The sequence below is a fragment of the Arcobacter sp. CECT 8989 genome, assembly GCF_004116715.1.
Taxonomy (GTDB): Bacteria; Campylobacterota; Campylobacteria; order Campylobacterales; family Arcobacteraceae; genus Halarcobacter.
Window position 1 is genome coordinate 104,122 of sequence record NZ_PDKE01000002.1, and the last position, 23,486, is coordinate 127,607.

The 23,486-nt window shown below is 27.7% G+C and carries 16 protein-coding genes and 4 tRNA genes; 13 read left to right on the top strand and 7 right to left on the bottom strand.

From position 1 onward, the window contains the following. Positions 1-7 precede the first annotated feature (7 nt). A complete protein-coding gene (locus tag CRV02_RS02695; protein WP_129084334.1) occupies positions 8-1,426 on the bottom strand; it encodes a Do family serine endopeptidase in 1,419 nt (472 codons plus the stop codon). 147 nt (positions 1,427-1,573) lie between these two features. Continuing rightward, positions 1,574-3,262, bottom strand: coding sequence for a dihydroxy-acid dehydratase (ilvD, locus tag CRV02_RS02700; protein ID WP_129089056.1), 1,689 nt, complete (start codon positions 3,260-3,262; stop codon positions 1,574-1,576). 191 nt (positions 3,263-3,453) lie between these two features. On the opposite strand from ilvD, the gene CRV02_RS02705 reads away from it, so the two are divergent. The 8 genes from CRV02_RS02705 to CRV02_RS02740 all read left to right on the top strand — a co-directional run bounded on the left by CRV02_RS02705 (position 3,454) and on the right by CRV02_RS02740 (position 9,318). Continuing rightward, a tRNA-Leu gene (locus CRV02_RS02705) sits at positions 3,454-3,540 on the top strand. Between the two features lie 14 nt (positions 3,541-3,554). Then, positions 3,555-3,643 (top strand) — tRNA-Ser (locus tag CRV02_RS02710). Between the two features lie 159 nt (positions 3,644-3,802). Further along, the gene (locus CRV02_RS02715) at positions 3,803-4,300 is read left to right on the top strand and encodes a DsrE family protein (protein ID WP_129084337.1); all 498 of its coding nucleotides are present in this window, start codon (positions 3,803-3,805) and stop codon (positions 4,298-4,300) included. A 48-nt stretch (positions 4,301-4,348) separates the two neighbouring features. Next, positions 4,349-5,203, top strand: a complete 855-nt coding sequence (locus CRV02_RS02720; RefSeq protein ID WP_129089057.1) for a DMT family transporter — start codon at positions 4,349-4,351, stop codon at positions 5,201-5,203. A 43-nt stretch (positions 5,204-5,246) separates the two neighbouring features. After that, a tRNA-Cys gene (locus CRV02_RS02725) sits at positions 5,247-5,322 on the top strand. A 13-nt stretch (positions 5,323-5,335) separates the two neighbouring features. Continuing rightward, a tRNA-Leu gene (locus CRV02_RS02730) sits at positions 5,336-5,422 on the top strand. A 160-nt stretch (positions 5,423-5,582) separates the two neighbouring features. After that, positions 5,583-7,643, top strand: coding sequence for an EAL domain-containing protein (locus CRV02_RS02735; RefSeq protein WP_129089058.1), 2,061 nt, complete (start codon positions 5,583-5,585; stop codon positions 7,641-7,643). Between the two features lie 502 nt (positions 7,644-8,145). Beyond that, positions 8,146-9,318, top strand: a complete 1,173-nt coding sequence (locus CRV02_RS02740; protein WP_164968953.1) for a sensor histidine kinase — start codon at positions 8,146-8,148, stop codon at positions 9,316-9,318. Here the strand turns inward: CRV02_RS02740 and CRV02_RS02745 are convergent. The 4 genes from CRV02_RS02745 to CRV02_RS02760 form a co-directional block, all read right to left on the bottom strand. Beyond that, positions 9,302-10,432, bottom strand: coding sequence for a hybrid sensor histidine kinase/response regulator (locus CRV02_RS02745; protein ID WP_129089060.1), 1,131 nt, complete (start codon positions 10,430-10,432; stop codon positions 9,302-9,304). The genes CRV02_RS02740 and CRV02_RS02745 overlap by 17 nt on opposite strands. Positions 10,433-10,439: 7 nt before the next feature. Then, positions 10,440-10,973, bottom strand: coding sequence for a hypothetical protein (locus CRV02_RS02750; RefSeq protein ID WP_129089061.1), 534 nt, complete (start codon positions 10,971-10,973; stop codon positions 10,440-10,442). Between the two features lie 236 nt (positions 10,974-11,209). Then, positions 11,210-11,518, bottom strand: coding sequence for a hypothetical protein (locus tag CRV02_RS02755; RefSeq protein ID WP_129089062.1), 309 nt, complete (start codon positions 11,516-11,518; stop codon positions 11,210-11,212). 6 nt (positions 11,519-11,524) lie between these two features. After that, a complete protein-coding gene (locus CRV02_RS02760) occupies positions 11,525-13,507 on the bottom strand; it encodes a transporter substrate-binding domain-containing protein (protein WP_129089063.1) in 1,983 nt (660 codons plus the stop codon). 172 nt (positions 13,508-13,679) lie between these two features. Between CRV02_RS02760 and CRV02_RS02765 the strand changes: the two genes are divergently transcribed. Both CRV02_RS02765 and CRV02_RS02770 read left to right on the top strand, forming a co-directional pair. Next, complete coding sequence (locus tag CRV02_RS02765) at positions 13,680-16,223, top strand: PAS domain-containing protein (RefSeq protein ID WP_164968954.1); 2,544 nt, start codon at positions 13,680-13,682, stop codon at positions 16,221-16,223. Continuing rightward, positions 16,216-17,316: a response regulator gene (locus tag CRV02_RS02770; protein WP_129089065.1), complete on the top strand. Its 1,101-nt coding sequence runs from the start codon at positions 16,216-16,218 to the stop codon at positions 17,314-17,316. Before CRV02_RS02765 ends, CRV02_RS02770 begins: the two co-directional genes overlap by 8 nt. On the opposite strand, the gene CRV02_RS02775 is transcribed toward CRV02_RS02770, so the two are convergent. Beyond that, positions 17,313-18,032 carry a response regulator transcription factor gene (locus tag CRV02_RS02775; protein WP_129089066.1) on the bottom strand — a complete coding sequence of 240 codons (720 nt, stop codon included), beginning with the start codon at positions 18,030-18,032 and terminating at the stop codon, positions 17,313-17,315. The two genes, CRV02_RS02770 and CRV02_RS02775, sit on opposite strands and share 4 nt — an antisense overlap. Positions 18,033-18,120: 88 nt before the next feature. Between CRV02_RS02775 and CRV02_RS02780 the strand changes: the two genes are divergently transcribed. The 3 genes from CRV02_RS02780 to CRV02_RS02790 are packed head-to-tail and all read left to right on the top strand — an operon-like array spanning position 18,121 to position 23,486. Beyond that, entirely contained in the window at positions 18,121-19,932 is a 1,812-nt protein-coding gene (locus CRV02_RS02780) for a TolC family protein (RefSeq protein ID WP_129089067.1), read from the top strand. 18 nt (positions 19,933-19,950) lie between these two features. After that, positions 19,951-22,107 (top strand): type I secretion system permease/ATPase, encoded by a 2,157-nt coding sequence (locus CRV02_RS02785; protein WP_129089068.1) that lies wholly within the window; start codon positions 19,951-19,953, stop codon positions 22,105-22,107. Beyond that, positions 22,104-23,486: an HlyD family type I secretion periplasmic adaptor subunit gene (locus CRV02_RS02790; RefSeq protein WP_129089069.1), complete on the top strand. Its 1,383-nt coding sequence runs from the start codon at positions 22,104-22,106 to the stop codon at positions 23,484-23,486. The genes CRV02_RS02785 and CRV02_RS02790 overlap by 4 nt, the downstream gene beginning before the upstream one ends.

Genomic DNA, 23,486 nt, shown 5'->3' on the forward strand with positions numbered 1-23,486 from the left:
AGATCCTTTATTTTATAGCTAGAATGATTGTTTGACCATATCTATTTATATAAATTCTTTTTAGTTTATTATTATACTTTCTAATTGCTTGTTGCATATCAGGGAAGCTTTTTACTTCAATATCTTCTATTTGAATAATAACATCTCCTGGTTCAAATCCAACTTTTTCTGCATCAGAATTTGGCTCAACATTTACTACTAAAACACCTTTTGTATTTGAGCTTAGTCTAAATCTTTTGATAACTTTTGAGTTAAGTTCTGATAATAAAAGTCCACCTAAGAACTTTCCATTATTTGCATCAGAAGTTACAAGTCCAGCTCTATTTCCTAGAGTTACATTGATTTTTACATCTTTTTTATTTCTTTCAAGTTTTACAGAAATCGTTTGATTTGGTTTAAATGATGCAATAACATTTTGTAAATCTTTTCTATCTTTGATTGGAATATTATTGATAGAGTAGATTAGGTCACCTCTTGTTAATCCTGCTTTTGAAGCTGGTGTATCACTTGCTACATCTAAAATAAGTGCACCACTTGATCTTTTATATAGTTTTGAAACTCTTTGGTCAAGCTCTCCAATAACAACTCCAAGGTATCCTCTTGTAACTTTTCCATCTTCAATAAGTTTTTTAACAACATCTTTTACCATAGAAACAGGAATTGCAAAACCAATACCGTTGTTACCACCAGATTTAGAGATAATTGCACTATTAATACCAATTAAAGCACCTCTACTATCAACTAAAGCACCACCAGAGTTTCCTGGGTTAATAGAAGCATCTGTTTGAATAAAGTTTTCATATCTATTGATACCTACATGGTCTTTATTTAGTGCTGAGATAATACCTTGAGTTACTGTTGTACCTATACCAAATGGGTTACCAATAGCAAAGATTAAATCACCAACTTGTAGGTTTTCAGAGTATCCAAATTTAACTGCATTGAAGTTGTTTCCTTCAATTTTAATAACTGCTAAGTCACTATCTGAATCTTTTCCTATAACTCTTGCATTGTACTCTTTAGGATTGTCTGCAATAGTAATGATAATCTCATCTGCATTTTCAATAACATGATTGTTTGTTACGATATATCCATCTTTTGAGATGATAACACCAGAACCAAGTGATCTTTGAATTCTATTTTGTCCAAATTGTTCATTAAATTGGTCACCAAAAAATCTTCTTAAAAATGGGTCATTAAACATTTGAAATGGAATATTTCCTGCATTTGAAGATACTCTTCTTTTCGCTGCAATATTTACGACCGATTTCATTGGGTCTTTGATGCTCTCATTAAATGATAAAATTTGATTTGGGTTACTTGGAGCTACTCTTTTTATGTCTTTGTCTGCCATTTGAAAGTCAACTGACTGAGCAAATGAACATGTAGCTATAAATATTACTGTGAAAAATAGTTTCTTTAACATTTTCATTTATCCTTTTAATATTATTTATTAAAGAATTATAATAGCAAAATGTAAACTATTTTTGAATAAATTGTAAATAAAAGATTAATACAAAGTGTAGAAATTGTGAAAATAAAGTATGAGAATTCTCATACTTTATTTAGTAGATTAAAGGTCAGTTTTAAGAACTGCACCAGAACTTGCATTTGTTACAAGTGCTCTATATTGTCCTAACCAAGAAGAGTTAAGAGGTTTTTTAAGAGGTGTGAACTCTGCTTTTCTTTTTGCAATCTCTTCATCTGTTAAGTTTACAGATAAGATATATTGGTCAACATCAATGTGAATTTCGTCACCATCTTTTAATAAACCAATCATACCACCTTCTGCTGCTTCAGGCGATACGTGACCAATACTTGCACCTCTTGTAGCTCCTGAGAATCTACCATCAGTGATTAAAGCAACTTTATCTCCAAGTCCCATTCCCATGATAAGTGAAGTAGGTGCTAACATCTCTTGCATACCTGGACCACCTTTTGGACCTTCATATCTAATAACAACTACGTTACCAGCTTGAACTTTACCTTCTACAATACCTTTTATTGCTTCTGGTTGCCCATCAAAACATACAGCTTTCCCTGTGAAAACTCTATCTCCTGTGATACCAGCAGTTTTGATAACAGCACCTTGTTCTGCTAAGTTACCATAAAGAATCGCTAATCCACCAACTTCTGAATAAGGATTATCAATAGTGTGAATAATATTTGTATCTTTAATCTCAGCATCTTTGATTTTTTCTAAAGTTGAAATTCCACCAATAGTTGGATTATCAATTAAAATATCATCACCTCTTTTTGACATCTCTTTCATAACTGCATTTACACCACCAGCTTTGTTGATGTCTTCCATATGTACAGTAGATAAAGATGGAGAAATCTTAGCAATATGAGAAACTCTTTTAGAAATAGAGTTAATATCTTCTAAGTTGAAGTTAACACCAGCTTCTTTTGCAATTGCTAACATATGTAATACCGTATTTGAGCTTCCACCCATAGCCATATCAACAGCAAAGGCATTTCTTACAGCATTTTCATTTAAGATATTTCTTAATTTGTAATATTCTCTTGCTTTTTCATCTTTTGCAATTTCACAGATTCTTCTTGCTGCTTGTCTATATAACTCTTCTCTTTCAGGAGTAAGGGCTAAGATTGTACCATTTCCTGGAAGTGCAATTCCCATAGCTTCCATTAAAGTATTCATTGAGTTAGCTGTAAACATACCAGAGCATGAACCACCACTTGGACAGGCATTACACTCGATATCTTTTAACTCTTCTTCATTCATGTCACCTTTTTCAAACTTACCTACAGCTTCAAATGCAGTTGCTAAATCAATAGGATCACCATCTTTAGTATGACCTTTTTGCATTGGTCCACCAGAAACAAATACAGTTGGAACATCAACTCTTAATGCACCCATAATCATACCTGGAACGATTTTATCACAGTTTGGAATAGCAATCATTGCATCTAGTTTGTGTGCATTCATTACTGTTTCAATAGAGTTTGCAATTAATTCTCTTGATGGAAGTGAGAATAACATCCCATCATGTCCCATTGCAATACCATCATCAACACCAATTGTATTAAACTCAAAAGGAACACACCCATTTGCTTTAATCTCTTCTTTTATGATTGCTGAAACTTTATCTAAAAAGAAATGTCCTGGAATAAGTTCAATGAAAGAGTTTGCTACTCCAATAAATGGTTTATCAAAATCTTCGTCTTTTAGTCCCGTAGCTCTTAATAGTGACCTATGAGGCGTTCTGTCGTACCCTTTTTTTATCTCATTACTTCTCAATTAATATCCTTTAATAGCGCTATTATTATATGTCGGATATTATACTTTTTTTGCTGTTCAAAAATGATTAAATAATTAAATTTTGAAATTTTTTCAACTTTTTTTGAAAAACTCTTGACAAATAAAAAAAAAGCTATTATAATTCCAGTCCAATTTAAGAAACAACATGTTTTTTAAATCTACCAATAAGTGCGAGTGTGGCGGAATAGGTAGACGCGTGGGACTTAAAATCCCATTCCGGTTTCGGAGTGTGAGTTCGATTCTCACCATTCGCACCACTTATTAATGTTGTAGTGAGTTGACTGAGTTGGTCGAAAGTACCGGTTTTGAAAACCGGCGAGGTTCACGCCTCCGAGGGTTCGAATCCCTCACTCACTGCCACTTTTCTATTATCAATTATCCGTTATTTTTTACTATAAATAATAAATATGTTTCATTTATAAACTTCAAAATCTAATATTAACTTTTCTCTATCTCAATAAGAACTTTTTTCATAAATAAATATTATAGTTAAAATAAATACTTTAATAAGGAATAGTTATGAAAAATAGATTTAAAATCATAGCCTTACTATTGACTTTTTTCTGTGCAGTTAGTTTTGTAAATGCAAAAGAGATAAATGATAGTGTTGCTCTAAATGGAGTAAAAGAGACAAAAAGTGTATTCTTAATAGACTTTACAAACGTAAATAAAACAGCTTTTTATTTACAAATAATCGAAGGTACACATAAAGGACTAGTTTCTCAAGGTGTAAAACCAAATATGGTTTTAGTATTTATTGGTGAAACAGTGAAGTTTTTAAGTACAAAACAAGATGAAGCTTTTGAGATGGAAAATGAAGAGAAACTTCAAGAGATTCAAGATTCAATTAAAAGGTTAGCAAAACTTGGTGTTAGAATGGAAGTATGTGCTGTTGCTACAAAGGTTTTTAAAGTAGATAACAGTAGTATTCCAAAAGAAATGCATATCATTGCTGATGGCTTTATATCACTTATTGGATGGCAAACACAAGGACATAAGTTAGTTCCAATATTTTAACAGGAGAATATTATTTTAAATAGTGCTAGAAAGGATACTCAAAAAGGAATGATTTTAATGCTTCTTGCAGTGTTGATTATTCCTTTTTCTGATGCAATAGGTAAGTGGCTTTCTAGTACCTATTCTCCAATGCAAATTACTTTTTTCAGATTTTTATTACAAGCAATCTTGATATATTTTGTGGCAAGAGTTTTACGAAAAAAAATTGGAGCTTTTAAAACTATATATTTGTATTTGGCCTTTTTTATCTCTTCTTGTATGTTTTTACTCTTTTGGGGCTTGATGTATTTGCCTTTAGCAAATAATATTGCACTATTTTTTATAGAACCTTTAGTTTTAACTGTTTTATCAATAGTCTTTTTAAAAGAGAAAGTTACAAGAGCTTTACTTATTGTATTATTTGTTGGGCTACTTGGGACAATGATTATTATAAGACCTAATTGGTCAGCTTATGGAACAGCTGCAATACTGCCTATTCTTGCAGCAATTTTTTATGCTCTTTATCTTATGACAATACGAGTATCAAAAGATATAAAAGATGTTTTAACCATGCAGTTTTGGATAGGAATTATAGCTTCAGTTTTTACTTCTATACTTTTTTTAATAGCTCAGCCTTTTGATTTAGAGGTTTTATCTTTTAATAAAATAGACCACTCTTTATGGTGGTTGGTTTTTCTTTTAGCTGTAGTTACTATAGTAAGTCAGTTGTTGATTTCAAATGCCTTATATTATGCAAATGCAAGTTTACTAGCCTCTTTTCAGTATTTAGAGATAATAAGTGCAACTTTATTAGGGTGGATTATTTTTAATGATATCCCAGATAGATTGACCATGTTAGGGGCTATTATAGTGATTTTTTCTGGTGTTTATTTAATAAAGGTAGAAAGAAACTCTAAAGATTAAAAAAAAATTAAGGTAGTTTTGATATAATTTCGTTCCAATTTGTGGAGGTATAGCAAAGTTGGTAATGCCCGGGATTGCAAATCCTGTATGCGCTGGTTCGAGTCCGGCTACCTCCTCCATTTTTTAACATGTGCGAGTGTGGCGGAATAGGTAGACGCGTGGGACTTAAAATCCCATTCCGGTTTCGGAGTGTGAGTTCGATTCTCACCATTCGCACCACTGTTACTTTCTAAATTTAAATCAAAATAATCACTAAGTACAATTTAAAAATTATTAAAACCTTACATTAATTAAATTAAATATTTAATCAATACTTTAATGATAGCCTGATAATATATAATAATTATATTATTTATTCTCTCTAAAAGGAATATCATTTATGTCTAGTGTTAAGCAAACAAATATAAAATTATTATATATAGAAGATGACTTGACTGTACAAGAATCTGTTTGTAATATTTTAAGTATGGTAGTAGAAAATATTTTTTTAGCTTCTAATGGGGAGGAAGCTTTAAATATTTTAGAAAAAGAAAATTATCTCATAGATATTATTATTACAGATATAAGAATGCCTAAATTAAATGGATTAGAATTAGTTGAAATAATAAGAGAAAAAAGTAAAGATATTCCAGTAATCATAACCACAGCATTTAACGAGATTAATTATTTGCAAAAAGCAATTGATTTAAAAGTAGATAAATTTATTCAAAAACCAGTTAATCTAAAAGATTTGATTGATGAAGTACAAAAACTAATCAATATAATTTCTACAAAAAGAGAATTAGAAAGAAAAAAAATCCAGCTATTAAACTACAAAACAGTTATAAATCTAACCAACTATGTAATAGAAATAGACCCTATTGGAAATATAAAATATATATCAGACAACTTGAAAACTTTTTTTAAAGAGAATTTAGGCTTTGAATTAGAGTTTAAAAACCTATTTCATATTGGTGAGCATTATGATTATAAAACTGAGGAGTTAGACTCTAAAAATAAAATTAGAAAAGTTATGTTTAAAAAAGTTTTAGATTTAGAGATATTTTCTAAACATATTGTATTTAATATAAATGAAAATGTATTTACTTTTAATATGACATCCTTCGCTTCATATATAGAGAATGATGAAGTAAAAACTATAAGTATTATTTTAAAAGATATTTCTGAAGTTGTAAGAAAAAAAGATAAACAAATTGAAGAATTATATAAGGATTTAGTAACTGAACTACCAAATAGACATGCTTTAGTTAAGGATTTAAATAAAACAAATGAAGATAAGTCTCTACTTCTTTTGAATATTGATAACTTTAGAAAATATAAGCATACATATGGGTTTGATATTTCAGATAAAATTTTAAATTGTGTAGCAGATGAATTAAAATCTTATTTTCAAGCCAAAGAGACTATAGAAGATATATATAAACTAGAAAATGCTTTATTTGCAATAACAACTAAAAAAGAAAAAGATTTTGATATTGAAAAGTCAAAAAAAATAGCAGATAAATTAATAGAACATTTTGACAAGTTCATTGTTCCTGTTGATACCTTATCAATTGATATAAGCATAACATTAGGGACTAGTTGTTTAGGTAATACGGACTTATTGTTGGAAGCTTATATTGCTTTAGATTCAGCATATTTAACTAAAAAGCACTTTACGTGCTATACAGAGTTAAATAATCCACAAAATAGATATGTTCAAAATATAAATATGCAAAGAAAAGTTAAAAAGGCTTTATCCCAAGATTTGATGATGCCTTATTTTCAGCCTATTGTTGATAAAGATAAAAATATTATAAAGTATGAAGCTTTAGCAAGGGTAATTGACCCAGAAGATAGAAATAATATTTTAACTCCAAACTTTTTTTTAGACGTAGTACAAGATTCAAAGATATATGAAAAATTCACAATAACTATAATAAAAAAAGCAATAGAGTCTTCTTTGAAGCTAAAAAAATCTGTAGGTATCAATCTTTCTTTTGAAGATATAACAAATCCAACAATTATAAATTATCTTGAGGGCATTTTAAAAAAAGGACATCCTTATCCTATAGTATTAGAATTTCTGGAATCTGAAGGATTGCAAGATATTGATAAGACTATCTATTTTTGTAATATAATGAAAAGTTATGGGGCTATAATAGCAATTGATGACTTTGGTGCGGGATATTCAAACTATGATTACTTTTTCAATATCTCTTTTGATATATTAAAGTTAGATGGTTCATTAGTAAAAAGAGTTGAAGATTACAGGGGTTTTTTATTATTAGAATCTATTATTAATTTAGCAAAAAAATTAAACATTCATGTCGTAGCTGAATTTGTAGAGAGTGAAACAATTTTCGAAAAATTAAAAACTTTAAATGTTGATTTTTTTCAAGGATACTATTTTGATAAAGCAAGATCATTAGAAGAAATTTTAAGTAGTAAGAGTACTTAAAAAAATGCAAAGAGTTGAATATCTTAAAAAGTTTATTTCTTTATTTATTTTAACAGGAGTATCCTTTACTTCACTTGTTTTATTTGTTCTTTTTTATGAGTTAAAAGTTTAGCAATATAAAAGTAATAAAGATAAAGCCATATATGAAGTTAATTTAAAAAAAGAGAAGATTAGAGAGTTTTATAAACATTATAAAAGCTTTTTACTTACTATAGAAAATAATAGTTTTTTTACTTCTTTCTTAAAAAATAATACTCAAGAAGATAAAGAAAATTTAATAACTCTTTTTGAAACACTAGCAACACATGAAAAGTATGTTACTCAATTAAGGTATATAAATGAATTTGGAAAAGAAACTATAAGAGTAGATAGAAAAAAGACAGGTGAAAAAATACTTATAGTTGATGACAAATACTTACAAAATAAAAAACATAGAGATTACTTTATTGAAACAATGAAAAAAAATAAAAGAGAACTCTTTGTTTCAAAGCTAGACTTAAATATGGAACATAAAAAAATTGAAATTCCTTACAAACCTGTTTGGAGATTTGCAATGCCAGTTTTTGAAGACTCAAAAAGAAGAGGAGTCATTATTTTAAATGTTTTTGCTTCTTTTTTATTAGGAGAACTAAAAAAGTCAAACTCTTTTGAGATAGATATTTTTGATCAAGATAATCATACTTTAGTATCTAGTAAAAAAAACGAATGGACTAGGTACTTGAATTTAGAAAAAGAAATAAATAAAAAAGAGTTTATTTATAATAATATTTTATTTAGTGGTACAAGTGATGAAATATTGTATATTGGAGTGGTTCCTAAAGATTCAATAAATAGCTTTATAAAACTAATAAACTTTGAAATAATAACTTTAATACTAATAGTTTTTATTATCTCCTTTTTATTAGCTAAAGCTTTAGCTAATATTCCTAAAAAACTCTTTGATGAGCTAGAAAAACAGCAAAAAATGCTTATTTCTCAATCAAAAATTGCAGCTATGGGTGAAATGACAGCAATGTTGGCTCATCAATGGCGGCAACCTTTAAATGCAATTTCAGTTCTTATTCAAGAGTTAGAGATTAAGTATTCAATGAAGATTATTAATAAACAAGAGTTTGAAAGGATATCTCATAGTGTTAATCAAAAATTAGATTATATGTCAAAAACAATTGATGGTTTTAGAGACTTTTACAAAACACAAGAAAAATCTGAATCTTTTAATTTGGTAGAGACTATTGAAAAATCTTTTAATATTATTCAAATGAAGTTAAAAAAATCAGCTATAAAAAGTAAGATTACTCTCTTATCTGGAAAAAAAGAAGATTATTTTTTCTTTGCAAATGAAAATGAAATAGAACAAGTTTTTATCAATATAATTAATAACGCAATAGATGCAATTGATGAGAATTGTCAAGAAAATGATAAACGATTTATAAATGTAAGTCTTGTATTAGAAGATAAGAAAATAGAAATAAATTTTCAAGATAGTGGAAAAGGTATTTCTAATAAAGTCTTAGACAATTTATTTGAACCATATTCTTCAACTAAACTAGAAAAAAATGGAACAGGACTTGGTTTGTATATGGCAAAAACAATTATTGAGAAAAATATGAAAGGGAAAATCTTTGTAGAAAATAAGGAGCTTGGAGCAAGTTTTAGAATTATTTTAAATAGATAGATTTATTTAATTCAATCTCAAATCTAGCTCCACATTCTACATTTTCTACTGAAAGTTTTCCATTGTTTGATTCTTCGATAATAGCTTTTGCTAAATGAAGTCCAATACCAAGGCCTTCATCAGCTTTTTTAGTTGTAAAGTAAGGTAAGAATACATTATCTAAGTTGTCTTTTTTAATTCCACCTGCATTGTCTGTGATAGCTATTTTGTTTGTAGTTATTTCAATAATAACTTGTGGCTTAGTAATATTATTCTCTTTTAGTGCATCAATTGCATTGTTAAGGATTACAATTAATACTTGAATGATTTCTCCTTCAATACAAGGAACGATAGATTTGTTCTTTTCTATAACCTCACATTCAACGTTGTTTTTTGAAAATTTTGTATGGATAATTGTAAGGGTTTTTCTAACAATTTCTCTTAAATCATTATTTCCTTTATGTTTATGTGGATTTAAAAAATTGCTAAAGTCTTCAATTGTTTTAGACATATATTGAGTTTGAATCTCTATCTCTTCTAATTTTTGATTTATTTCTTCATTTTCAATGTGATTTTTCATCATACATGTATCAATTCCCATAACAGCTGAGTTAATAGAGTTTAGAGGTTGCCGCCATTGATGGGCAATACTATTTGTCATTTCACCAATACTTACAAGTTTTGATTGATGAAACATTATTTTTTCTTTTAGTCTATTTTTTTCAATCTCTTCTTTTACTTTTTCTTCTAAGTTGTTTTTGTAATCTTTTAAAAGAATATGAGTTTTTACTCTTGATAGAATTTCAACTTTTCTAAAAGGCTTTGTAACATAATCTACAGCTCCAAGGTTAAAGCCTCTCTCTATATCATCATCATCACTACTAGCCGTTACAAAAATAATAGGGATATCATACATATCATGCTTTTTATAGACTTTTTCACAAACCTCAAAGCCATCCATATCAGGCATAAAAATATCTAATAATACAAGGTCAATCTCTTCTTCATCAATTATTTCAAGGGCAGATTTACCTGTCATTGATACAACAAGCTCATAATCTTTTGAAAGGAACTCAACAAGAATTTTTATATTTGCTTGATTATCATCTACTATAAGAATTAAAGGTTTAGGCATACTTTTCCTATTTTGAAAGAATATTTACTATATTTTTAAAATTATATACTTTAATTTCTTTATCTAGCTTTGAGATTAAAATTTTTTCATCATCTGTAAGATTTTGAATTTGTTTTAATTTTTCTAAAGGTTCTTCTACCTTTTTGGGACGATTCTTTATGGCACCATTTGAAATTTGTTCGAAAAGTTCTTTTTTTGAATAGTGCTCAACTGGAGTTTTAGTAGTATTGTTTATATCTGTTAATGAAATTTCATTTATTTCACTTAATACATTTTCTAAAGTTTTTTGAAGTAGTGTTTCACTTTTTCTACTCTTGTTTTTATTCATATCTTCGGCTATTTTGAAAAGTTCATTTGCTCCAATATTCTTGCTAATAGATTTTAGTTGATGCACTTCTTTAAAAAATGAGGTATCTTCAAGCTTTAAAAAATTAAGACTGTTGTATTGCTCTTTAAACCCATCAAGGATGTTTTTATATAGCTTTATATCATAGTCTAAATATTTTAGTGCTAACTCTTTGTTGATGTATTTCATGTTCATGAAGATATTATACCAAAATTACATTTCAAATTAATCAAATAGAGGGTTATAATATATAATTATTGTTACAATACAAATAATAAAAATTTTGTTTACAGTTTTTACTATAAGTAAAACTTATTAAAAATTAAGGGTATCTTTAGAAAAAAAGGAGTATTCTTACAAAGATTAATTTCATGCATATCTAAAAAGGAAACCTTGGTATTATAATAATACCTTATAGGGTTTCCTTTTTTTTATTCTAAATTATTTATATAAGTAGTGTAAAAACTTATATATGGACACTTTTCTTCTATTTGTGTTGAGATGTTCTCTGCCTTTGAAACAATATTATTACAGCTTGTTAAGTTCTCTTTTGTAGGGTTTGTAGTTAGTAAACCATTGCATAAAGCATAAATATCTTGAAGCTTTTTCGCCTCTTCATTTAAAACTAGATAAGTAATAAGTTCTTGTTCCATCTTATAATAAAGAAATTTCAAGGTACCATAACTAAAAATAGCACCTAAAATAGCAGCAATTAAAGTTGTTTTAAAAAGTTTTTTCATAAATATCTAACCATTTTTAGGAATTTTGATTTTAAAACAAGCTCCTTTGTATTGAGTTTCTTGATAGTTAAAATCTTCATTTGTAACTTCTATTTTACCTAAAAAATGCTTTTCAATAATTTCCTTAGTCATATATAGTCCAATCCCAGTACCTTGACTTTGATGTTTTGTTGTAAAGTATGGATCAAAAATTCTTTGCATAATTTTTGAATCTATACCTAAAGCACTATCTTTTATTTTAATTATATAGTTGTTAGTAGACTCTTTTACCGTTATAAATATGTATCTTCTGTTTTCTACTTTTTCTAGGGCATCTATTGCATTGCTAAAGATATTTATCAATGCTTGAATAAGCTCATTTTCATAGACACAAAGTTCATTTATTTGAATCTCTTTAAGCACTTCAATCTCTCTATGGTTTATTTTAGATTTTAAAAACTGTAGTGACTTTTCTATTAGATTATCTGTATTTACAACTGTTACTTCTTTATCTAATTTGAAAAAGTTTCTAAAGTCTTCAATTGTTTGTGATAAGTACATACTACTTCTCATAATTTGATCCATGAATTCAAATAGTTGTTCTTGGCTAAGGTCAGAAAGCTCACTTTTAATCTTAACTCCACTTGCTGAAGTAGTTATTATAGAAAGAGGTTGTCTCCATTGGTGAGCAATATTCTCTAGCATCTCACCCATAGCAGCTTGTCTTGATTGTTGAACTATAAATTCATTTTGTTTTTTTAATTCAAGTTCAAGTTCTTTATTCTTTGTTACATCTTGGTGAATTCCTGCCATTATTTCTGGATTGCCTTTTTTATCTTTTTTAACAATACTTCCATTTGATAAAATCCATTTTATTGAGCCGTCTTTTGCTCTCATTCTAAAACAAACCTCATAAGCTTTTTCTCCACTAATATGAGTTTGAATTGCTTTTTCAACTAAATGCTTATCCTCTTCAAGTATAAAAGATAAATGGTTTTTATTTTTTAACTCAGCTTTTGTATAACCAATAATTTCAGCCCATCTTTCGTTTATTATGTTTTTGTCAGCATTCATATACCAAGTCCAAGTACCTAATTTTGCACCTTGAATAACACGACTTAAATGACTCTCTATTTTTTTTCTTTTTTGAACCTCATTTGATAATCTTCTATTTGCATATAAAATTATAGTTAAAACTATAAAAAAGACTAAAATTATTTCAAATAGATATTTATATGTTATCTTTTCATATTTTATTGATAACCATTTATTTAAAATTGCTTGATGGTCTTCATATTTTATATCACTAATTGCTTTATTTAAAATTGATACTAAAATAGGATAATCTTTTCTTACACCAATACCTAAGTTCCATTTTTGGTCAAACTTACCAACTATTTTTAGATTTCCAACATACTCTTTTTGAATATGATAACCAACAGTTGACAAAGTACCAATAAAACCAAACAGTTCATTTTGGTCTACTTTTTTTAGCCCTTCACCAATATTTTCTACGTAGACTAGGTTTAACTCTGGATATTTATTTTTTAAGATTTCAGCATAAGCATATCCTTTTACTATACCCATGGATTTATTTACTTTTGTAATATCATCAATAAAGATTTCATTATCTTTTGTTGCAAGAACAAGGGGAATTTCAAGATATGGCTTTGTAAAGTTTAAAAACTTTCTTCTCTCTTCTGTAGACATAACTAAAGAAAAGATATCACACTTTTTTTCTTTTCCAAGAGTAATGGACTCTACCCATGTTTTTGTAGGAACCATTGTAAATTTAATATCTAGATTTTTTTCTAAAAGTTTTAAATAATCAGCAGTCATACCTATATGTTTGCCATTTTGATTCATTTCTAAAGGCATCCAGTTAGGGTCAATACAAACTTTTATTTCTTTATAATTTACTAAAAAAGAGGTCTCTTCTTTAGTAAGTTTGGTATTTGCTAAAAGAAGTTGTGTAAGTAGAGGAAGAAGTAAATATAGTAATTTTTTCAAAATCTAACTCCTCTTGTATTTATAATTTATTCTAACCAATAAATTATAAATATTATGACTTTTTAAATTATCATATGGTCAAAATTGTGAAAAAAGTATTAACTATTAATAAGATAGAATGTTAATAAAATTATATATAATATATAATATTTTTATTATTGAAAGAGAAATAATGAAACAAACTAGAGCTGTCTTACTTACTATTCTTGTAGTAACCCTTGGATTTTTATTACAAGTTTACTATATAAATTTTTCTATTTCTAATCAAATTAAAATTTTTGAGAACAATATCTTAAAAGAAGCAAGAATGAGCTTTAGTAGTTTTCTTACTATGAAAATGTGGAATATTAAAAATAATGGTATTTATATTAAACAGGACGAAAATTATTCAGAAATAAGTCCTATTGATATGACAAAACAGATTTTTGACCTTTCTAGTGGAAGTAATATTCAAAACTATAAAATTACTAGTTTAAATCCTAACAATGAAGATAATAAACCTAACTATTTTGAAAGAAGAGTTTTAAAAGAGTTTGAGAAAAAAAATATTTCAGAAGTTTTTGAGTTTAATAAAAATAGAAACAAACTAAACTATATGGGGGCTTTAACTGTAACGAGAGCTTGTATGGAGTGCCATACTTCACAAAATTATGATATAGGAGATATAAGAGGTGGAATTAGAGTTACTTTAGATACAAGTGATTATAAAGAGTTTTATGTAAACGCAAATAAAAAAAGAGACTACTATATGTTATTTAGTTTCTTAATCTCTTTAGGAATATTTTTAGTATTAATTTATTTTGTAAATAATATTTATAAAAAACATAGAACTATAATGAAAATTTCAAATAAAAATAGAGTTTTATCTCAAAGATACGAGTATGCGATAAATGGTTCAAATGATGGGCTATGGGATTGGAATTTACGTACAAATGAAGTCTATTTTTCAAAAATATGGAAAGGTATGCTTGGTTATAAAGAGGAAGAAGTTCATAATTCTTTAGAGTCCTGGGAAAAGTTGGTTCATCCTGATGATATTAAAAAAGCTATAAATGATATAAAAGCAAATCATCGAGGAGAAACAACCTATTATGAAAATATACACAGATTAAGACACAAAGATGGACATTGGGTTTGGATTTTAGATAGAGGAAAAACTATCTTTGATGAAAAGGGTAAGGCTACTAGGATGGTTGGTTTCCATACTGATGTAACAAAACAAAAGGAACTTGAAGTAAACTTATTGAGAAGTGAAAAAAATCTTTTAAAAGCAGAAAAGATGTCAAACCTTGGACACTTTAGGTATGACTTTAAAGAGAATATTTTAACTTTATCAAATAATATAAAAGCAGTATTTGGCTTAGATGATGAAACAAAAATCACTTTAGAAGATTTAATAAAAAACTTTAGCCATGAAGAAGATAGAGAAAGTGTTGTGAAAAGGTTTTTTCTAGGGAAACATAAAGGTAGAGGTTATAGAACTGAATATAGAATAATAAGACAGTCTGATAAAGAGATAAGACATGTAAACTGCAATATTGAGTTTAAAAAAAATAAAAATAAAGAAGTAGATTTAGTTATAGGAACTATTCAAGATGTTACTGAGTTTGCATTGATTCAAAATGAACTTTCTATTTTAAGACAAGCTGTAGAACAAGCACCTATTTCTTTTGTGATTACAAATACAAAAGGTGAGGTTGAATATGTGAATTCTCACTTTACAAAAGTAAGTGGATATAGCTTTTCTGAGATTACAGGAAAACATATAGATGTTTTACAAGCTGATACTATGAGTGAAGAAGAGTACAATACTCTATGGCAAACAATCTCTTCAGGTAAAACTTGGAGTGGAATTTTTAAGAATATCAGTAAAAATAAAAAAGAGTTTTGGGAAAGAGCTATTATTTTCCCTATTTTTTCTAAAAAAGACAAAAAAATCATAAACTATATGGCAATCAAGCAAGAGATAACAAAAGAGGTGAAACTACAAGAAGAGTTGAGAGATAAAGAAGAGTTAATGATTGCTCAATCAAGACATGCTGCAATGGGAGAGATGATAAGTATGATTGCTCACCAATGGAGACAACCTATTTCAGTAGTAGCAATGAGTGCTAATAATATCTTAATGGATGTTGACCTCGATATGGTAGATAAAGAAGCACTAAAAGAAAACGCTCAAGACATAATATCTCAAACACAATATCTATCTCAAACAATTGAAGACTTTAGAAACTTCTTTAAGCCTAATAAGCAAAAAGAGAGTTTTTATATAAAAGATGTATTTAAAGATGCCTTTTCTGTTATGGGAAAAACTTTAGAGAATAATAATATTGAAGTGAATCAAGAGTTTACTTCAAATAGAAAAGTTAATAGTTTTGAAAAAGAGTTTTTACAAGTAGTTATAAACATTTTAAAAAATGCAAAAGAGGTTTTAGTTCAAAGAGAAATAGAGCACAAAAAAATAGATGTTTATGAATATTTAGATGGTGAGAACATAGTTATACAAGTTTTGGATAATGCAGGTGGTATTTCTGAGGAGATTAAAGATAAGATTTTCGAGCCATATTTTACTACCAAAGATGAGTTAGAAGGAACAGGTTTAGGACTTTATATGTCAAAGACAATTGTAGAAAAACATTTAGAAGGTAAAATCAAAGCATACAACAAAGATGAGGGTGCTTGTTTTGAAATAGTACTAAGGGGTGAAAGTGTCTGAATTAATAAAGTTAAAAAATAAAGCTAGTGAATATAGTGTTTTAGTTGTTGAAGATAGTAAACATATTCAAAAGCAGATGAAGAACTTTGTGGGGAAACTTTTTAAGGAAGTTTATGTCGCTGATAATGGGCTAATTGGTTTAGAAGTTTTTAAAAAGAATTTACCTGATTTAGTTTTGACAGATTTAACAATGCCTCAAATGAATGGACATGAGTTTATTGAAAAACTGTTAGCGTTTAGTCCAAAGACAAAGATAATAATTATCTCTGCCCATGCTTATGAAGAAAATATTATGAAGTTTAAAAAGCTTGGAATAAATGAGTTTATTCAAAAACCAGTAAATTATGATACTTTAATTTCATCACTCTTAACTTCTATTGAAAAGATTGAAAATAGTGAAGAAGAGAGTGAAGATAATTTATATAAAGATTTATATGAGCTAAAGTTAAATAATAATCAACTTGAGTTGATAAATCATTATAGGGGAGTTCCTTTTATTCATAATGCTTCTATTGTAAATATCGAAAAAGACAAAATACGAGTAAAAGCTGAAAAGATACAAGTAAAAGCAATTAAATATGAAAAAAAGACAACTATTCATTTTGAAGATAAAATTGTAAATGCAAAGTTTGATAGCTATGATGAGGTTAGTAATACTCTTTGTTTAAAAGACTTACATGAAGTATATACAAGTGCTAAAGATAGAAAAACAGTTAGGGTAGACCCTGATGAACTTTTTACAGCTTCTATTTTTGCAAATAGTGAAAGATATAACTACAAAGTAGAATCTCTTGCTTCAAATGCAATCTCTTTTAGAGCAAAAAATATAACAAATAAGTTGCATTCAGGTGATAAGGTAGATATTGTAATAGGTTTCAAAACAGAACATGAAGCCTCTTTTGATAATAAAATAATCCATAAAGAAAGAATTGCCATAAAAGCTTTAGTTTATAAGGTAGAAAAACTTGATAATGACTACAGTAAAATAATCTTTATTTATGAGTTGTCTTTTGGAGATAGGAAAATTTTAGAGCATTATATTTCTCAAAGACAATTAGAGTTAGTCAAAGAGTTTAAAGAGTTAAGGTTTTAATATAACTCTATTTTAAAACCAACACCTGAAATATTTTTGATCGATTCTTTTCCTATTTTTTTTCTTAATTTATTTATTAGGTTTTTAAGTGCAGAATCTGTGATTTCATATGCATCAATCCATAACTTATTTTTTATTTCATCATGGGAAAGTACTCTATTACTGTTTGAAATAAGATACTCAAGTAGTTCTATCTCTTTTGCTGTAATAGTTAACTCCTTATTTGTATCCTTTGATAATAACTTCTTTTGAAGAATATTATAAGAAGTATTATTTTCAAAATCAACGATATAGTTTCCATAGTCAATTAGTTCTTGAGCAGCATCTTCTATAGCTTTATTTAATATTTTGAAGTCAATAGGTTTAACTAAATAGTCAACAAGTTTTAATTTTGTTGCTTCCAATAAATAATTTTTTTCTGTGTATGCTGATAATAGAATTATTGGAATAGTAGCATAAGCTTTTCTTATGTTTTTTATAAAATCAAGTGCACTTTCATCCTTTAAGTTAATGTCTGAAATTATTATATCAATTCGTTTATTTTTTAAAATCAGGTTTGCTTCTTCAGTGTTTTCACAATCATAAACATTCGATACAATAAGTTCTAGTGCCTCTTTTAATTTTTCTCTAATAGCTTTTTCATCTTCTAAATATAGAATATTTAAATGTTCTTTTATAATTTTAAAACTTTTTTCATTATTTGTGTAACTTTTCATGACTTTTCAATCTTTTTATGCTAAAATGTAAAAATAATTATATAATAAAATAATCAGTTTTGCAAGAAATGATTACTAAGGAAAAATAATGAAATCTAATAATATTATAAAAGTAATTCTTTTAAGTTTGTTTTTGTGCCAGTCTGCTACATTACTTTTTGCAACAAGTCTAAGGGATAGTGTAGAGAAAGTATTAAGTACAAATCCAAATGTAATGGCAGAAAGAAAAAATCAAGAAGCCTATAGAATGTATGTAGATGAGAGAAGAGGAAGTTATTTACCTACATTAGATATTGAATCATATTATCAAAGTGGAAGTGAAAGAGAGCAAAGAGATGAAAATGCTACTGCTACAGATGGAGAATGGACTGATCAAGATGGTTATAATGCTGCAATTGTTTTAAGACAGCTTATTTATGATGGTGGATTAACTCCTTCTCAAGTTGCTCAAACAAAATACCAAGATTTAGCAAATAAACATAGAAGTTTTTATGCCATAGAAAATACAATTTTAGAAACAGTAAAATCTTATACAGGTCTTGTTCAATCAGATGAAGTATTGAAATTAACTGAGTCAATGATAAAAATAAACGAAGAAAATTTAGTAATTGCAAAAGAGCAGGAAAATATTAGTGGAGAGGTTTTAGAAACTTATCAAGTATCTTCAAAACTACACTTTATAAGAGATAGATATATTGATGAAGAAGATAAAAAAGATACTACATTAGCTACATATTTTAAGCTAGTAGGTGAAAACCCTAAGGGTAAAACATGTAGACCTGCAATTGATGAAACAAAAATCCCTAGTAATTTAGATGATGCAATAAAAAAAGCAGTTATTAGTAACTATAAAATATTAGAACAAATAGAAAAAATAAAAATGCAAAGAGAAAAAATTGCTCAAGCAAATTCAGCATTTTTACCAAAAATAGATTTAGAACTAAAAGCTTCAATTGATGAAGACTTAGAGTTAGTAGAAAATGGTCAAACTGATGAAAAATATGTTAGATTAAATTTAAACTGGAACTTATTTAATGGAAATAAAGACAGAATATCTTCTACTCAAGAAAAAGTTTTTTTAGCAGAACAAAAGAAAACTTTAGATGATATTACTCAAGAAATTGTTGCTGAAATAAAATCTTTATTTGGGAAACATGATAAATATAAGAGAAGAATAGCTGAATTAAAAAAATATGTAAAAGCAAATGTAAATATTGTAGATGTGTATAGAAGTGAGTTTCAAGCTGGTACAAGAACTTTTGTTGATATCTTAGATGCAGAAAGAGAGCTTTATGAGTCAACTAAAACATTAATTGAAGTAGAGTATGCTTTAATAAATAATTATTATGATTTAATGTTTAATTTATCAAACCTTACTGACTCTGTTGTAAACTCTAAAAATCAAGACTGTGCAAATATTGCTCCAAGAATTATTGATTTTAAACCTAAAAAAAGAGATAACAATATTGAAGCTGAACTTGAGGGATTAATTAGTGATACAGATAGTGAATTGATCAGAAAAGAGTTAAACCTTGATTTAAAAAAAGAGCTAGAATTAGATGGAAAAACAAATGATATTTTAAATAAAAATGATAATTCTACAAATCAACCAAGTAGTTTCTTGAAAGCATCAAAGAACTCATATACAATAAACATTGCAACAATAAAAGGTATGAAAAAAGCAAAAAAGTTCATGGAAGAAAATAGTTTAAAAGAAAATACATTTGCTTTTAAATTTGGACAAGACAATAAACTAGTAAAAATAATTTATGGAGTATATAATTCTATGGAGGAAGCAAAAAAAGGATTAAATAGTTTAAATTCTTCTATTGTATTGTCTAATAAGCCATATATTGATAATATAACTAAACATCAAAAACTTTATTTTAAATATAATTAATATTATCAAGGTTGCAAATTGCAAGAAAAATCTAAGTTAGATCAAAGTCTTAATACCCTTAAAGATAGAAGAACCGTTGATTCTCTTTTAGAGTGTTTAATATTTTTATCAAAATATCATAAAAGAGAAGCTTCTGCTGAATCTTTAAAGTTCAATTTACCTATACATAATAAATCTTTAGACTTAGATATGTTTATTGATGCTGCAAAAAGGATAGGCCTTACAAGTAAAGTTGTTGAAAGAGAAATTACAAAAATCACAAAACTTGCATTACCTGCTGTTCTTTTACTTGAAAAGAATAGATCATGTATCTTACTTGACTATGATGAAAAAAAAGGAATAGCTAAAGTTATTCTTCCTGGACTTAGCTCTGGTGAGACAAAAATGACTTTAGAAAAATTAAACTCTGAATATCTTGGAGAATTAATTATTTTAAAACCAGAGTTTAATTTCAATAATAGAATAGAAAAAGAGATTGAAATAGAAAGTCCAAAACAGTGGTTCTGGGGAACTTTATTTAGAAATAAAAGTATCTATAAACAAGTTGTTTTAGTCTCTTTATTTATAAACTTATTTATTTTGGCAACACCTTTATTTACGATGAATGTTTATGATAGAGTTTTACCAAACAATGCGATTGAGACTATGTGGGCACTATTTATTGGAATTAGTATTGTAATGCTTTTTGATTTTGTACTAAAAGTTTTGCGTTCTTATTTTTTAGGTCTTGCAAGTAAAAGAACAGATACTATTATTTCAAATAAAATTTTTAATCATGTTCTAAACATAAAGATAAACTCGAAACCAGCTTCTACTGGTCAATTTGTAAGTAGATTACAGTCCTTTGAAAGTGTTAGAGAGTTCTTCACTAGTGCAACTATTGCAGCTTTTGTTGACTTCCCTTTTGTTATTATATTTGTAATAGTTGTTTTTTATATCGCTGGACCTTTAGCATATATCACTATTGCCACAGTACTTATCTCAATTCTTGTTTCATGGTATATGCAAAGACCTTTAAAAGAGATTATTGAAAAATCAGTAAAAGAAGAGCAAATAAAACAAACTACAATGATTGAAACAGTTACAGGTTTAGAAATTATTAAAAGTGTAAGAGCTCAAAATAGAATGAGAACAAATTGGGATCATTCAGTAAATAAAACGGTTCATTATGCAGATAAAGGGCACTTTTTATCTCAAAGTATTACTTATTTTACTGCTTTTATTTCACAGTTTTCAAATATTGCTATTGTTGCAGGAGGAGTTTATCTTGCAAGTGAGGGTGATATAACAATGGGTGCAATTATTGCAGCCATGATTTTAAATGGAAGAGTAATTGCTCCTGTTTCTCAATTAGTTGGGCTTATTATTAAGTTTGATAAAACAATGCTTTCACTAAGTAACTTAGATGAAGTTATGAAAATGCCAGTGGAAAAAGAGAATAAAACTTATATTAGTAGACCTATATTAAAGGGTAAAATTGAATTAAAAGATGTAAACTTTGCATACAAAGAACAAAACCACCAAACTCTTAAAAATATAAACTTAAGTATAAAAGCCGGAGAAAAGGTTGCAATTTTAGGAAAAATTGGTTCTGGAAAGTCAACACTTCTTAAACTTATTATGAATCTTTATGAACCAACTACGGGTTCTGTTTTAGTTGATGATTTAGATACAAGACAAATTGACCCTGTTGATTTAAGAAGAGCTATAGGTTGCGTACCCCAAGAGCCTTTTTTATTTATGGGAACTATAAAAGATAATATAACAATTGGAGAACAATATGTATCTGATGAGGAACTTTTAAAAGTTTCGAAGATTGCAGGACTTGATGAATTTTTAGGGAAGCATGAAGCTGGGTTTGATCTAATAGTTGGAGAAAGAGGTGAGGGTTTAAGTGGAGGTGAACGACAATCTGTTACTTTAGCAAGAGCACTTATTTCAAATCCAAATATTATAATGCTTGATGAACCAACAAACTCAATGGATAAACAGACAGAGCAAGCATTTATTAGAAAAATAGAAAAAATTATTCAAGATAAAACAGTAGTAATAGTTACTCATAAAACATCATTACTTCATTTAGTGGATAGAGTTATTATTGTAGAAAATGGACAAATTGCTTATGATGGGCCTAAAGAAGAAGTTTTTAATAAGCCAAGAGGTACAAAAAAATGATAAAAAAGTCGTTTAATAAACTTTATGGACTTGATAAAAATCCTGATGAAGATTTAGAGTTTGTATCTTCAAGTTATTCAAATGCAAATGAGACTCCTAGTAAAGTAGCAAATTTAACTTTTATATTTATTATTTCTTTTTTTACTCTAACAATATTTTGGGCAGCTTTTGCAGAAGTAGATGAACTAGCAAGAGGAAATGGGAAGGTTATTCCTTCTGATAAAATCCAAAGAGTACAATCCCTTGATGGTGGTATAATTTCTGAGATTTTAGTAAAAGATGGTGAGTCTGTAAAAAAAGGCACTCCTTTAATGAAGATTGATACAACAAGATTTCAAGCAACACTAGAAGAGAGTAAGCAAGAGTATATAAGTTTATTAGCTGTTAGACAAAGACTTGAAGCAGAAGCCTCTTTAGATTTAACAAAACCAGTACCTAAATTAGAGTTTCCTCAAGAAGTATTAGAAGATAAATCAGGATATGGTAAATTAGAACAAACACTTTTATCTAATAGATATGAAGAGTTAAAATCTTCAGTTGATGTTTTAGAAACTCAACTTGGACAAAAAAGACAAGAATTAAGAGAAATAAAAAATACTATTAAGAACTTGAAGAAAAGTTTTGCTCTTATAAAAGAACAAAGAGAAACTATTCAAAAACTTGTAAGAAGAGGTGTTAAGTCTAGGTATGACCTTTTAAATATTGAAAAAGAGTATACTGATGTAAGTTCTGAATTAGAAACAGCTTTATTATCTGTAACAAGGTCAGAATTAGCTATTCAAGAAGCAAAAAGTAGAGTAGATGAAAAGTTAAATAATTTTAGAGCAGAAGCTTCAAATACTTTACAAGAAACAGTAGGAATGATTAGTAGATTTGAAGCAAGATTAGTAGGAGATAAGGATAAGGTTGCCAAAACGACTATCTCTTCTCCTGTTGATGGAATAGTAAAACAACTATATTTTAATACAATTGGTGGAGTAATTCAGCCGGGTGTTGATTTAGTTGAAATAGTTCCTCAAAGTGATATTTTATTAGTAGAAGCAAAGATTGACCCAAAAGATATTGCTTTTATTAATCCTAGCCAAAAGGCAATTGTAAAAATCACTGCTTATGATTTTTCTATTTATGGTGGATTAGATGCAAAGATTGTGGAGATTTCTGCTGATAGTATTGTTGATAAAGAATCAAAAGAAGGTAAAAGTTATTATAGAGTAATTGTTAAAACAGAAAAGAATTATTTGGAACGTAATGGTGAAAAATTACCAATTATTCCAGGTATGGTTGCTTCTGTAGATATTATAACAGGAAAAAAGACAATACTTGACTTTATATTAAAACCAATATTAAAAGTAAAGCAAAATGCTTTACATGAAAGATAA